The sequence below is a fragment of the Streptomyces typhae genome, assembly GCF_009755605.1.
Taxonomy (GTDB): Bacteria; Actinomycetota; Actinomycetes; order Streptomycetales; family Streptomycetaceae; genus Streptomyces; species Streptomyces typhae.
Genome location: NZ_WPNZ01000021.1, coordinates 103,524 through 116,539, shown reverse-complemented (window position 1 = coordinate 116,539; position 13,016 = coordinate 103,524). Strand labels below are relative to the sequence as shown.

The following is a 13,016-nucleotide window of genomic DNA, read 5'->3' as shown; positions in this document are numbered from 1 at the left end:
GCCACGGCAGGAGCCCCGTCCAGTGCATGGACGGGGCTCTTTGCCGTCCCCCGGGCTGGATAGGGTGGACCCACCCCAAGAGCTTGGGATGTCCTCGTCTACGAACCCAGGAGCGGCCATGAGCGCTGTGACCCCCGCAGGAGGCGACACCGCGGCGGCCCGTTCCTGGCCCGACGTACTGAACGGACTGCTCGACGGGCGCGACCAGAGCGCGGACGACACGGCCTGGGCCATGGACCGCATCATGCGCGGCGAGGCCACGGACGCGCAGATCGCGGGCTTCGCGGTGGCGCTGCGGGCCAAGGGCGAGACCGTCGAGGAGATCTCCGGGCTCGTCCGCGCGATGTACGAGCACGCCCACGTCATCGACGTGCCGGGCCCGAGCGTCGACATCGTCGGCACCGGCGGCGACGGCGCCAGGACCGTGAACATCTCCACCATGTCCGCGATCGTCGTCGCCGGCACCGGCGCGAAGGTCGTCAAGCACGGCAACCGCGCGGCGTCCTCCGCGAGCGGCGCGTCCGACGTCCTGGAGAAGCTCGGCGTCAACCTGGAACTCACCCCGCAGCGGGTGCGGCAGGTCGCCGACGAGGCGGGCATCACCTTCTGCTTCGCCGTGAAGTTCCACCCCGCGCTGCGGCACGTGGCGCCCGCCCGGCGCGAGCTGGGCATCCGGACCACGTTCAACTTCCTCGGTCCGCTCACCAACCCGGCCAAGGTGCGGGCGCAGGCCACCGGCGTCGCCGACGCGCGGATGGCGCCGATCCTCGCCGGGGTGCTCGCCGAGCGCGGCTCCTCCGCGCTCGTCTTCCGCGGCGACGACGGGCTCGACGAGCTGACGACCACGGCGACGTCCCGGGTGTGGAGGGTGCGGAACGGGAGCGTCCGCGAGGAGGCCTTCGACCCGCGGGACGTCGGCATCGGCCTGGTGCCCGTGGAGGCGCTGCGGGGCGCCGACGCCGCGTACAACGCCGATGTCGCCCGGCGGCTGCTCGACGGGGAGTCCGGGCCCGTGCGGGACGCGGTCCTCCTCAACTCCGCCGCCGCCCTGGTCGCCCTGAAGCAGGGCGAAGGCTCCCTGCCCGAGCTGATCCGGGCCGGGATGGCCGAGGCCGCCGAGGCCATCGACTCCGGCGCCGCGAAGGCCGCGCTCGCGCGCTGGATCACCGCCAGCAACCGTTAGCCCCCGTAAGGGGCGCGGGGAACTGCGCGCTCAGCCCAGGAAAGGCCGCAGACGCGTCTGCTCGGTACTCAGCAGACGCGTCTGCGGGTTTTTCGTGGCTTGTCGCGCAGTTCCCCGCGCCCCTGACGGGGCCGGGTGTTGCTCCGGTGCAGGTGTGTGGCAAGATGCTGGCAGGTCATGAGTAACAGCGACTACGGCCCCGGCCCGCTGTTCGGCAACCCTCCGTCCGTGGCGGGGTGCCCCGGGTGAAGACCAGGCGGTGAACAGCAAGGTTCATCGCAAGCGCGGACCCCTCGCGTCACCAGGGGTCCTGGTCGTCGAGGGAGCAGTCTCGTGAGCAAGCGAATGCGCTAGGGCCTCCGGCCCCGTCCGCAGAATCCTCCGTCCGGCAGTGACTGCCGTGCGTCGAGGCACCCCCGTACGCGAACCGGCCGTAGTGCCGCTGCGTCGTGCGGCCCTTCCACAGCCATTCCGCCTTGTCCCGCCGGGAGATACCGCCATGTCCGCATGCCCGCACACCGCCGTCGCCACCGCCACCGCCGAGTCCGCCGACCCCTGCTGCGCCGCCCCGCTGCCCGTCCTCGGCCGTGACGTCACCGTTCCCCTCGTCACCGGCGGCGAGGTGACGTACGCGGCCCTCGACTACGCGGCCAGCGCCCCCGCCCTCCAGCGCGTGTGGGACGACGTGGCCGCGTACGCCCCGTACTACGGGAGCGTGCACCGCGGTGCCGGGTATCTGTCGCAGCTGTCGACCGACCTGTTCGAGAACGCCCGGAGGACCGTCGCCGACTTCCTCGGGTGCCGGGAGGGCGACCAGGTGGTGTTCACCCGGTCCACCACCGACTCCCTGAACCTCCTCGCCGCCGCCCTGCCCGCCGACTGCCAGGTCTTCGTGTTCGAGACCGAGCACCACGCGTCGCTGCTGCCCTGGCGTGACGCCCGCGTCACCTACCTCGACGCCCCGCGCACCCACGACGAGGCCGTCCACACCCTGGAGCGCGCCCTCGCCGACCGCGAGCCCCACGGCCCCGCCCTGGTGTGCGTCACGGGCGCCTCGAACGTCACCGGCGAGCTGTGGCCGGTCCGTGAGCTGGCCGCCGCCGCGCACGCGCACGGCGCCCGCATCGTCCTCGACGCGGCCCAGCTCGCGCCCCACCACCCCGTGGACATCGCGGACCTCGACGTCGACTGGGTCGCGTTCTCCGGGCACAAGCTGTACGCGCCCTTCGGCTCCGGAGTGCTCGCCGGGCGTGCCGACTGGCTCCAGGCCGCCGATCCCTACCTGGCCGGGGGCGGCGCCTCGCGGAAGGTGGCGCGCCGCGCCGACGGGGGAGTGGACGTCGAGTGGCACGACACGGCCGCCCGGCACGAGGCGGGCTCGCCCAACGTCATCGGCGCGTACTCCATCGCCTCCGCCTGCAAGGCCCTCCAGGAGGCCGGGTTCGACGGGCTCGTGGAGCGCGAGCGGCACCTGATCCGCACCGTCCGCGAGGGGCTCGCCGCGGTGCCGCAGGTCCGGGTGCTCTCGCTGTTCGGGGACGACGCGCCGCGCGTCGGCGTCATCTCGTTCGTCGTGGACGGCTGGAACAGCTCGCACTTCGCGGCGGCGCTCTCCGCCGAGTACGGCATCGGCGTGCGCGACGGCCTCTTCTGCGCGCACCCGCTGGTGCGCACCCTGCTGGGCGGCGCGTCCGACGAGCCCGGCGAGTGCGGTGCCCCCGAGGCCGCGCCCGGCGAGCGCTCGCTGAACGCGATCCGGGTGAGCTTCGGCGCGGGCACCCCGGACGAGCACGTGGAGCGGTTCGTGCGGGCCGTCGGGGAGCTGGTCGCCGACGGCGCCCGGTGGAACTACCGCACCGAGGACGGGCGTTGCGTGCCGGACACCGACGCCGCCGCGGGTTCTGCCGCCGGTGCCGCCGCGGCCTGATCCGGAAGCGCCGCCCCCGGAAGTGCCGCCCCCGGAAGCACGGACCCCGGCAGCCGGGAACCGAGCAGGATCATGCGCAGGGCGCGTTCGGTGGCGTCGGTGAGGAACTCGGCGCCGCGGCTCAGCGCCTCCGTGAGCGACACCGGGGCGGGCAGGATCGCGCTGTAGGCGTCCACGCCGAGGGCGCGCACGTCCTGCGCCCCGTCCCCGATGGTGCCCGCGAGCACGAGGACCGGCCTGCCGGACCGCTTGGCGCGGCGCGCCACCTCGGCAGGCACCTTGCCGCGCGGCGTCTGGTGGTCGAGGGCGCCCTCGGCGGTGACGACCAGGTCGGCGCGGGCAAGGCGGGCGTCCAGGTCCAGGTGGTCCAGGAGCACGTCGAAGCGGGGCAGGAGCCGGGCGCCGAGGGCGGCGAGCCCCGCGCCGAGGCCTCCGGACGCGCCGGTGCCGGGACCGCCGCGGAGATCGGCGGTGACGCCGAGGTCGCGGGAGAGGACGTACGCCCAGTGCTCCAGGGCCGCGGCCAGCTCCTCGACCTGGGCGGGCGTCGCGCCCTTCTGCGGGCCGAACACGCGGGCCACGCCGTGCGGGCCGCACAGGACGTTGTGCGGGTTGCAGGCGACGAGCAGCTCGGTGCGGGCCAGGCGGGGGTCGACGCGCCTGGTGTCGATGTGGTGAAGCCGCGTCAGCTCTCTGCCGCCGTGGGGCAGTTCCCAGCTGTCGGCGTCCAGGAGCCGGGCGCCGAGGGCCTGGAGCGCGCCCGCGCCCCCGTCGGAGGTGCCGGAGTCGCCGCAGCCCACCAGGATCCGGCGGGCGCCGGTGTCGAGGGCGGCCCGGATCAGCTCCCCGACGCCGTACGTCGTGGTGGCGCCCGGGTCGCGCAGATCCCGCGGGACCAGGCCGAGGCCGGCCGCCGCGGCCATCTCCACCACCGCGGTGCCGGAGCCGAGCAGCGCGAAGTGCGTGCCGATCCGCTCGCCGAGGGGGCCCGTCGCGGGCAGGGCCACCAGACGGCCCCCGGTCGCCGCGGCAAGCGCCTGCGCGGTGCCCTCGCCGCCGTCCACCAGCGGGATCAGATCGACCTCGGCGTCCGGTACGACACGCCGTACGCCCACGGCGATGGCCTCGGCGGCGGACTGCGCGGACAGGGACTCCTTGAAGCCGCTGGGCGCGACGGCGACACGGGTCAGGGACATGGACGTACTCCTTGCGAGGACGGAGGGCGGGCGGGGCGGGCGTACGGAGCGAGGAGAGGGGCTCAGCGGACCACGGGCACGCCGAGCAGCGGCCACACCGCCAGCGCGAACAGCAGGACGAGGGCCGCCGTCAGGGGAGCGAGCACGGCGGAAAGGCGCAGCAGGTCGCGCGGGGTGTAGGTGGGCGTTCCCGGGATGTCGGCGAAGAGCGTGACCGGCTTCGCCGACGCGGGCAGCGTGTGGCAGAAACCGGCGGCCGCGGTGGACGCGAGCGCGGCGGCGACCGGGTTCACCCCGGCGCCCGCGGCGGCGGCGATCACCAGCGGCACGAGCACCGACGAGCGGGCCGAGCGGGACTGCAGGACCAGGTGGGCCGCGGTGCTGACGAGGATCACCACGGCCAGGAACAGCCAGGGCGACACCTCGACGGGCAACCCCGACACCAGCCACCTCGCCGCGCCCGAGTCGGCCATGGCGACCCCCATCGCCATCGTCGCCGCCATGAAGAGCAGCAGCGACCACGGCACCGTCCGCAGCGCGTCCTTCAGGCGCACGGTGCCGAGCGCGGGCGAGGACGCGACGACGGCGCCGATCAACGCGACCATCGCGGGCGGCACTTGGTGCAGCGGCTCGCTGCACCACAGCGCGACGACGGTGGCGAGGAGGAGGGCGCAGCGGGTCTCCGCGGGCTCCCAGGGGCCGGTGACCGGGCCGCCCATTCCCTCGGTGTCGCGCACGTGGTCCCGTATCTGCTCGGGGGTGACGCGGATCGGGCCGGTGCGGTCGGCGCGGCGCGTCGTCGTCCACAGCACCGCCTCCGCCGCCAGATGGGACGAGGCGATCGCCAGGGGCAGCCCGAGCAGCAGCCACTGGGCGAAGCCGATCCGCTCCCCGGTGCTCTCCCACAGGACCGACACCGTGATGAGGTGGGCGCCCGCACCGATCAGGGTGGCGACGGCGGACAGCAGGATCACGGTCGGGAACAGCAGCGCCAGCATCACGACGAGCCGCCCGCGGCCGGCGAGGGCCTTGGCGAGCGCCAGGAAGACGGGCAGGGCGAGCGCCGCCCTGCCGGAGGTGGCCGGTACCGCGAAGGCCGTCACGACGAGCGCGGCGGTCGTCAGATGCGTCAGCTGGCGCACGCTGCGCGCCCCGCTGACCAGGAACACCGCCGCGCGCCCCGCGAGGCCGCTGCGGGCCACGGCGGCGGCGAGCACGAACGCGCAGATCAGCAGCCACACCGTCGCGTCCCCGAGGGTCCCGAAGAGGGTGTCGCTGCTGATCACGCCGGTGGCGGTGAGGGCGAGTCCGGCGCCGAGGGCTATGTAGGTGTCGTCGATCGGCGTGCCGATCCAGGCGCAGGTGGCGAGCGCGAAGACCGCGAGCGTGAGCCGGGCGTCCCCGCTCAGGCCGGGGAAGTTCCCGGGCACGACGAGCAGCGCGCACAGGCTCAGGGCCAGGCAGAGCAGGGTCGATTGCCGCAGGGTCGGTGTCACGCCGTCAAGGGTTCCGGCGCGCCGTGAGCCACCGATGAGCCGCAGATGAAGGGAACTTCACCGAGCCGCCGGGGCCCGCCGGGCCTGCTGCGACCCGCTGTGACCCCCTCACGTCGGCAGCCGGTACCCCATCCCCCGTACCGTCTCCACCCGCTCTGCGCCCAGCTTCTTGCGCAGCGCCCGTACGTACACGTCGACGATGTTCGAGCCCGGGTCGAAGTCGTAGCCCCACACGTGGGACAGGATCTGCTCGCGGGACAGGACCTGCCCCGGGTGGCGCAGGAACAGTTCGAGGAGCACGAACTCACGGGCCGTCAGGTCCACCGTCCGCTCGCCCGAACGAGCCCGGCGCGTCCGCAGGTCGAGCGTCACCTCGCCGGTGCGCAGGACGGTCACCTCGGGTGCGCGGGCCGCCGTGCGCAGCCGCAGCCGCACCCGCGCGAGCAGCTCCTCGAAGCGGAACGGCTTCGTCATCCAGTCGTCGGCGCCGCCTTCGAGCCCGGCGACCGTGTCCCGCACGGAGTCCCGGGCCGTCAGCACGATCACCGGCGCCGACACGCGTGCCTCGCGCAGCTCCCGCAGGACCGTGAAGCCGTCGCGTCCCGGCAGCCCGATGTCGAGCAGGATCAGGTCGAAGCCGCCGGTGAGGGCGTAGTCGTACGCGGTGTCGCCGTCGCCAACGATCGTCGTCGTGAAGCCGTTGGCGCGCAGCCCCTTGTCGACGAAGGAGGCGATGCGCTCCTCGTCCTCCACGATCAGGATGCGGGTCACGTCCGGCTCCCGGTGGTCGGGTCCGTGCTCACGTCTGGTCCTCCAGTACGAGTACGAAGGTGGCGCCGCCGCCCTCGGTGGGGCGCAGCCGGGCCTCGCCGCGGTGGCCCTGGGCGATCGCGCGGACGATGGACAGGCCCAGCCCCGCGCCGCTCGTCCTGGCCCCGCGCCGGGACGTGCCGCGGCGGAAGCGTTCGAAGATGACCTCGGCGTCCTGGACCTGGACCCCCGGGCCGTTGTCGGCGACGTACAGCTCGACGCGGTCCGCGGCGACCCGGGAGCCGATGCGGACGCGCTGCCCGGACACGGTGTGCTGGACGGCGTTCTGGGCGAGCTGGACCATCGCCTGGGTGATGCGCTGCGCGTCGAGCCGGGCCTCGATGTCGGCGACCTCGGCCAGCTCCCAGCGCCGGTCGCCGAGCGTGCGCGCCTTCACGAAGACGTCGGCGGTGAGCTCGGCGACCTGCACCGGCTCCGGCCTGATGAAGTCCGGGCGCTCGGCCTTGGCGAGGAGCAGCAGGTCCTCCACGATGCGGCTCATGCGGTCCAGCTCGTCGGTGACGAGCCGGACCGTCTCCTCGCGTTCGGCGGCGGTCTCTCTGGCGCCGCCCATCAGCTCCAGGTGGCCCCGCACGATGGTGATGGGCGTGCGCAGCTCGTGCCCGGCGTCGTCGACGAACTCGCGCTGCGCGGCGAAGGCCCGCTCCAGGCGGTCCAGCATGCCGTTGAACGTCTCGGCGAGGGCGGCGATGTCGTCCCTGCCGTGCACGGGGATGCGCCGCGTCAGGTCCTGCCCGGTGAGCTGTGCGGCGGCGGTGCGCACCACGCGTACGGGTTTGAGGATGCGCCCGGCGACCGCCCACGCGATGCCGGTGGTGAGCACCAGCGCCACCCCGGAGATGGCGAGCAGGATGCGGAACACGTCGTCCGCCTTGGCCTGTTCCGCGGCCGGGTGGAAGGCCACGACGAACGCGGCCTCGGGCTCGCCGCCGTGCCGGGCGATGTCGACCTTGGACCAGCGCAGTTCGCCGGTGGGGCGGTCCAGGGTGCCGGTGGAGCCGCGCGCCGCGAAGATCGCCCGCCGGGCCGCCGGGTCGTGGTGCAGCGCGTGGCGCACCGAGAGGTCGCGGGGCTGGGTGTACTGCGCGGGGTCCGCGTCCGCGCGCTGCACCAGGCCGATCAGCTCCTCGCCCGGGTCCGCGTACTGGCGCTCCAGGAAGACCTTGAGCAGCCGGCGCGGGTCGGTGAAGCTCTCGCCGGTGTCCGGGTCGACGCCCCGGTCGACGAAGTTGGTGAACTCGCCGGTCTCCTGGGCGAGCAGCCGGTCGACGCGGTGGTCGACGTCGCGCAGGAGGATCGAGCGGGTGGTCGTGGCGACCGCGGCGAGCGCGACCGTCATCACCACGAGCAGCCACAGCAGGATGCGGACGCGCGCGGAGAGCCTGCGGCGCCCGGGGTCGAAAGCGGGGCCGCGGTGCCCGGGATCGGACGCGGGGCCGCGGTGCCCGGGACCGGTCGTGTCAGCCGTCGTCGCCGGGGCCGTCGTCCGCGTCGTCGTCGCCCGCGTCGTCGTCGGACCCGGACCCGGAGCCGCTGCCGGGGTTGCCGCCTCCGCCGGAGCCCGGGCCGCTGCCACCGTGGCCTGAGCCGCCGCCGGTGCCCGGGTGGCCGCCGGATCCGGAGCCGCCGCCTGATCCGGAGCCGCCGCCGGATCCCGGGTCGCCGCCTGTGCCGGGACCGCCGCCGGGTCCGGTGCCGCCGTCGCCGTTCCTGTCTCCCGCGTCACCCGCGTCACCGGAGTCTCCCGCGTCACCCGCGCCGCCCTGATCGCCGTGCCTGTCCGTGCCGTTTGTGGAGCTCTCGCCGACCGGGGGCGGGGAGACCACCTGGTCGCTCGGGGTGGGCGGCGGTTTCGCCGGTGTGCCCGACGGGGAGCCGCTGTCCAGCTCGACCTTGGGCGGGGGCTCGGGGGCCGAGGGTGTGTCGGCGAGGACGTAGCTCGTCACGGCGATGCCGAGCGGAATCGCCACGACGGCCGTCAGAGCCGCGATGCGATGCGAGAAGACCATGGCAGCGATCGTGCGGGGCGTACCGCCTCACCAGATGAGCCGCAGATGAGGAAACCCTCATCCTGGGGCGGCCGCGGGATCCAGGGGCGGCTACGAGTCCAGGCCGATCGCGAACGCCGCTTCCAGGTCGTGCTGCGAGTACGTGCGGAAGGCCACGTGGGTGTCCGTCCCCTCCACGCCCGGGATCTTGCTGATCTTCCCCGGGATGACGTCCGCGAGGTCGTCGTGGCGGGTGACACGGACCATGGCGATCAGGTCGTAGGTCCCGGTCACCGAGAAGACCTCGCTGACGCAGTCGAGGGCGGCGATCGACTCGGCGATCTCGGGAATCCGGTCCACGCTGGTCTTGATGAGCACGATCGCGGTGATCACGGCTGAGTGTCTCCCTCGGTGGCCTTGCCAGAGGTCTTCACTGTACTTGGCCCCCGACCACGCACCCAGGCGTACAGGAACCCCAGGGAGAAGCCCACCAGGTGCGCCAGGTACGCCACCGCGGGGCCCCGGCCTGCCTGCCCCGCCGCCACCCACTGCAGCGCCACCCAGAACGGCAGCACCACCCAGGCGGGGAACCGCAGCGGCAGGAAGAACAGGAACGGGAAGAGGCTGGTGACCCGCGCCTTCGGGAAGAGATGGAGAAAGGCGCCGAGCACGGCCGAGATCGCCCCCGAGGCGCCGACGAGGGTCTGGCCGGACTCCGCGTGCGCGATCGCGTAGGCGAGCAGGGCCAGCGCCCCACAGCCGGCGTAGAAGAGTGCGTAGTGGAGGTGACCCATGCGCTCCTCGACCATGAGCCCGAACACGTACAGGAACAGCATGTTGCCGAGCAGATGCAGCCAGCTGCCGTGCACGAACAGCGCGGTCACGGGCGTGAGCCAGGCCCGCGGGCTGCCGCTGAGAAGTTCGTCGGGCACGACGCCCCAGCGCTCGAAGTAGGCCTGCTGCGCCGTGACGAGGGCGTCGCCGGTGCCGTGGACGGGGTTGAGGCCGGAGTTCGGAGAGATCACGAAGATCGCGCAGCACGCGACGATCAGGGTGTACGTCACCGGAGCCGACTGCTGCCGCACCACCCGGCCGACGGCCGGAACCCACGAACTGATCATGGACAGAGCATATGGACAGAAGGCCACTCGACGGTGCAAATACACCCAGAACGCCCCGCGCGCTCGTATGCGTACGGAGCCCCTTACCCAGGCCTTAGGGTTACGGGCAATACGCACCACGGTTCCCGAAGGAAAGCGAACGTCACGATGACGGTTCCCCTGCCGACCGACACCACCCGATGGCGCTGCACCCTCTGCGGCAACCTGACGCGCTTCGACGTGACGCGGTCGTCGAAGGTCGTCGAGTATGTGCACCTCGACCTGGCCGGAGAACCCGAGGTCGAGGAACGCGAGGTGGTCAGTGAGACCATCGAGTCGGTCCGCTGCCGCTGGTGCAACGCGGTGGATCAGGTGGAACTCGTGGACAGGCCCGGGGCCGGCTCCTGACAGGAGCGGGCCCCGCACAGTTAGTGGGGTGACCGATGGTTGAGAGCGCGAGCGGAGCGCCGGAGGACGGCGCCGCCGAGGTGCTCGACCGTCCGCTGCCCGACGGTGTGCGGCGGGCGGTCGTGCAGATCGTGTCGGACGGCTTCGGCGGCCTCACGGTCGCCGAGCTGCCGGCCCAGCTGCGCCAGTACGCGCGGTTCACCCCGAGCAGGCGGGTGAGGTTCGCCGCCAACGCCATGGCCGCCGCCCTGGAGAGCGACCACCTGTTCCGGCAGCGCATCGGCGAACGCCTGCGGGAGGCGCAGCCGGAGCTGGCCGGGGCGCTCGACGCCGGCACGCCGCCGCCCGCCGCCGACCCCCTCGACGTCGCCGCGGCGGCCTATGTCCTGCGCCCCACCGGCTGGGTGAAGCTCGTCACCGCGGCCGGCGAGGAGGCCCAGCGCGCGGACGCCGAGCGGGCCGACGAGGAGACCAGGGCCGAACTGGAGCGGCTGCGCGCCGAGCTGGCCGCCGCGCGCGCCCACACCAAGACCGAGACCGATCGGCTGCGCGCCGAACTCGACGTGGCGAAGCGGGAGGCCGAGTCGGCGCACCGCAAGCTGCGCAGCGCGCACAGCGACATCAAGCGTGGCGAGGCCGCCCTGCGCAAGTCGGCCGCGGAGACCGACGCCGTGCGCTCCGAGGGCCAGGCGCAGCTGTCGGCCGCCGAGAGCGAGGCGCGGCGCCTGAAGGCCCGGCTCGGGGAGGCAGAGGCGGCCCTCGAGGCCACCCGCAGGGCCGCGCGCGAGGGGCGCAGCGTCGAGGACATGCGGGTGCGGCTGCTCCTCGACACGGTGCTCGACGCCGCCCAGGGGCTGCGCCGCGAACTGGCCCTGCCGCCGGTGTCGGTGCGGCCCGCCGAGACCGTCGACGCCGTCGAGCCGGGGCGGATGACGCCCAAGGACATCGCCGCCCGTGCCCTGTCCGAGAACGATCCGGCCATTCTCGACCAGTTGCTCGCACTGCCGCAGGCGCATCTGGTCGTGGACGGATACAACGTCACCAAGACCGGCTATCCCACGATGCCCCTGGACAAGCAGCGGCTGCGCCTGCTCGGTTCGCTCTCCCAGCTCGCGCTCCAGTCCGGGGCCGAGGTGACCTGCGTCTTCGACGGGGCCGAGCTGGCCGCGCCGGTGCTGCTCGCGCCGCCGCGCGGGGTCAGGGTGCTGTTCTCGAAGCCCGGCGTGACGGCGGACGAGCTGATCCGGCAGCTGGTGCGCGCCGAGCCGCCGGGGCGTCCGGTGGTCGTGGTGTCGACCGACCGCGAGGTGGCCGACGGCATCGCCAAGGCGGGTGCCCGGCCGGTGGCCTCGGCGGTGCTGCTCAAGCGGCTTTCGCGCGGTTGAGCCGGTCTGCGCGACTCCCCGCCCTATGACCGGATTGGGTCGTTCTGTTGCGCGACGTAGCGTCAAATGCCTGCTACCGCCCGTCGATTCTCGGTAAAGAAAACACTGCGCGGCTGACTTTTTTCCTATGAGGATTTGATCTGATCACAGGAGGGTCACTAGGGTCTCGGCTCGTACCCTCGCTCTGTTGATCACCCACCCGGGGTGACAGCGTGCGGTCCCGCCCGCCGTCCCGGCAGGCGGCTGGAGGAAGAAGGAGCCGCCTTCGTGGCGTCCCACCGTCGACCGAAGCAGCCGGGCCGTGCCCGTGTGACCGTGCTCACCGCGACCGCCGCCGCGGCCGTCGCCCTCACCTCGCAGGCCGCGAACGCCGCCCCGAGCGAGAAGCCGAGCAAGGACGAGGTCAAGTCCAAGGTCGACAAGCTCTACGAAGAGGCCGAGAAGGCGACCGAGAAGTTCAACGGCGCCAAGGAGAAGCAGCAGAAGCTGGAGAAGCAGGTCGACACCCTTCAGGACAAGGTCGCCCGCGGCCAGGACGACCTCAACGAACTGCGCAGCGGCGTCGGTTCGCTCGCCAGCGCCCAGTACCGCTCCGGCGGCATCGACCCCTCGCTGCAGCTCTTCCTCTCCTCCGACCCGGACAACTACCTCGACAAGGCCTCCGCGCTCGACCAGCTCAGCACCAAGCAGGCCGAGGCCCTGAAGAAGATCCAGGCCAAGCAGCGCACGCTCGCGCAGCAGCGCAAGGAGGCCGCGGACAAGCTCGAGGACCTCGCCACCACGCGCACGGAACTCGGCAAGAAGAAGCGCGAGGTCCAGGGCAAGCTCGGCGAGGCCCAGCGGCTCCTGAACACCCTCACCGCCGCCGAGCGGGCCGCCCTGAAGGACAAGGAGGAGCGCGCCTCGCGTGCCTCCGAGCGCCAGGCCCTCGACAAGCAGGGCCAGGCGTCGCAGGGCGAGGCTCCCAAGAGCAACGCCAAGGGCTCGGGCCGCGCCGCGTCCGCCTACGCCGCCGCGCAGAGCAAGATCGGCTCGCCCTACGTGTACGGCGCCACGGGCCCCAGCTCCTTCGACTGCTCCGGCCTCACCTCCTGGGCCTACGCCCAGGCCGGCATGAACATCCCGCGCACCTCGCAGGCGCAGGCCAACTACGGCACGCGTATCGCCTCGCAGAGCGACCTGCGCGTCGGCGACCTCGTCATCTTCTACGGCGACCTGCACCACGTCGGCTTCTACGCGGGCAACGGCCAGGTCCTGCACGCGCCGCGCACCGGCACCGTGGTCCGCTACGAGTCGATCAACAACATGCCGTTCCAGTTCGGCGTCCGCATCTGACGACGCGGTCCGGAAACCGGCCCTCGACCGGTGCCGCGCGCACCGTCCGATCGGGCGAATTCCGTTAGCCCACGCTGACCCCGCGCCCCGCCGATGACCTGCGTCTGAGGCGGGGCGTCGGCATGCGCGGGCAGCGGAGGTCTTTGGCCGGGACGTGATCACGCCGC

12 protein-coding genes and 1 riboswitch are annotated in these 13,016 nt (G+C 73.2%); of the genes, 5 read left to right on the top strand and 7 right to left on the bottom strand.

The features are described 5' to 3' along the window. Positions 1-118 precede the first annotated feature (118 nt). Both trpD and GPA10_RS31225 read left to right on the top strand, forming a co-directional pair. Entirely contained in the window at positions 119-1,183 is a 1,065-nt protein-coding gene (trpD, locus tag GPA10_RS31230) for an anthranilate phosphoribosyltransferase (RefSeq protein ID WP_157168393.1), read from the top strand. A 173-nt stretch (positions 1,184-1,356) separates the two neighbouring features. Then, a riboswitch (SAM riboswitch) is annotated at positions 1,357-1,474 on the top strand. A 208-nt stretch (positions 1,475-1,682) separates the two neighbouring features. Continuing rightward, positions 1,683-3,110: an aminotransferase class V-fold PLP-dependent enzyme gene (locus GPA10_RS31225; protein ID WP_246260141.1), complete on the top strand. Its 1,428-nt coding sequence runs from the start codon at positions 1,683-1,685 to the stop codon at positions 3,108-3,110. On the opposite strand, the gene GPA10_RS31220 is transcribed toward GPA10_RS31225, so the two are convergent. The 7 genes from GPA10_RS31220 to GPA10_RS31190 all read right to left on the bottom strand — a co-directional run bounded on the left by GPA10_RS31220 (position 3,032) and on the right by GPA10_RS31190 (position 9,742). After that, a complete protein-coding gene (locus GPA10_RS31220; RefSeq protein WP_157168392.1) occupies positions 3,032-4,306 on the bottom strand; it encodes a glycerate kinase family protein in 1,275 nt (424 codons plus the stop codon). The two genes, GPA10_RS31225 and GPA10_RS31220, sit on opposite strands and share 79 nt — an antisense overlap. A 62-nt stretch (positions 4,307-4,368) precedes the next feature. Then, on the bottom strand, positions 4,369-5,802 hold the full coding sequence (locus tag GPA10_RS31215; protein ID WP_343041525.1) for an SLC13 family permease: 1,434 nt from the start codon (positions 5,800-5,802) through the stop codon (positions 4,369-4,371). A gap of 108 nt (positions 5,803-5,910) precedes the next feature. Next, positions 5,911-6,573 (bottom strand): response regulator transcription factor, encoded by a 663-nt coding sequence (locus tag GPA10_RS31210; RefSeq protein WP_058850480.1) that lies wholly within the window; start codon positions 6,571-6,573, stop codon positions 5,911-5,913. Positions 6,574-6,601: 28 nt separating this feature from the next. After that, complete coding sequence (locus tag GPA10_RS31205; RefSeq protein ID WP_157168391.1) at positions 6,602-7,972, bottom strand: sensor histidine kinase; 1,371 nt, start codon at positions 7,970-7,972, stop codon at positions 6,602-6,604. A gap of 121 nt (positions 7,973-8,093) precedes the next feature. Further along, positions 8,094-8,642 (bottom strand): hypothetical protein, encoded by a 549-nt coding sequence (locus GPA10_RS43840; RefSeq protein ID WP_343041524.1) that lies wholly within the window; start codon positions 8,640-8,642, stop codon positions 8,094-8,096. A 90-nt stretch (positions 8,643-8,732) separates the two neighbouring features. Continuing rightward, the gene (locus GPA10_RS31195) at positions 8,733-9,014 is read right to left on the bottom strand and encodes an Lrp/AsnC family transcriptional regulator (RefSeq protein WP_058850481.1); all 282 of its coding nucleotides are present in this window, start codon (positions 9,012-9,014) and stop codon (positions 8,733-8,735) included. Then, positions 9,011-9,742 (bottom strand): rhomboid family intramembrane serine protease, encoded by a 732-nt coding sequence (locus GPA10_RS31190; RefSeq protein ID WP_157168390.1) that lies wholly within the window; start codon positions 9,740-9,742, stop codon positions 9,011-9,013. Before GPA10_RS31190 ends, GPA10_RS31195 begins: the two co-directional genes overlap by 4 nt. A gap of 147 nt (positions 9,743-9,889) precedes the next feature. On the opposite strand from GPA10_RS31190, the gene GPA10_RS31185 reads away from it, so the two are divergent. The 3 genes from GPA10_RS31185 (at position 9,890) to GPA10_RS31175 (ending at position 12,849) form a co-directional block, all read left to right on the top strand. After that, positions 9,890-10,129, top strand: coding sequence for a hypothetical protein (locus tag GPA10_RS31185; protein WP_058850483.1), 240 nt, complete (start codon positions 9,890-9,892; stop codon positions 10,127-10,129). Positions 10,130-10,164: 35 nt separating this feature from the next. Further along, complete coding sequence (locus GPA10_RS31180; protein WP_157168389.1) at positions 10,165-11,514, top strand: NYN domain-containing protein; 1,350 nt, start codon at positions 10,165-10,167, stop codon at positions 11,512-11,514. 267 nt (positions 11,515-11,781) lie between these two features. After that, complete coding sequence (locus GPA10_RS31175; protein WP_058850485.1) at positions 11,782-12,849, top strand: C40 family peptidase; 1,068 nt, start codon at positions 11,782-11,784, stop codon at positions 12,847-12,849. The last annotated feature ends 167 nt before the right edge of the window (positions 12,850-13,016 follow it).

Coding starts and splice junctions, on each gene's coding strand:
- GPA10_RS31180 (WP_157168389.1), top strand. CDS start 10,165: ATGGTTGAGAGCGCGAGCGGAGCGCCGGAGGACGGCGCCGCCGAGGTG.
- GPA10_RS31205 (WP_157168391.1), bottom strand. CDS start 7,972: ATGACGGTCGCGCTCGCCGCGGTCGCCACGACCACCCGCTCGATCCTC.
- GPA10_RS43840 (WP_343041524.1), bottom strand. CDS start 8,642: ATGGTCTTCTCGCATCGCATCGCGGCTCTGACGGCCGTCGTGGCGATT.
- GPA10_RS31225 (WP_246260141.1), top strand. CDS start 1,683: ATGTCCGCATGCCCGCACACCGCCGTCGCCACCGCCACCGCCGAGTCC.
- GPA10_RS31190 (WP_157168390.1), bottom strand. CDS start 9,742: ATGATCAGTTCGTGGGTTCCGGCCGTCGGCCGGGTGGTGCGGCAGCAG.
- trpD (WP_157168393.1), top strand. CDS start 119: ATGAGCGCTGTGACCCCCGCAGGAGGCGACACCGCGGCGGCCCGTTCC.
- GPA10_RS31220 (WP_157168392.1), bottom strand. CDS start 4,306: ATGTCCCTGACCCGTGTCGCCGTCGCGCCCAGCGGCTTCAAGGAGTCC.
- GPA10_RS31185 (WP_058850483.1), top strand. CDS start 9,890: ATGACGGTTCCCCTGCCGACCGACACCACCCGATGGCGCTGCACCCTC.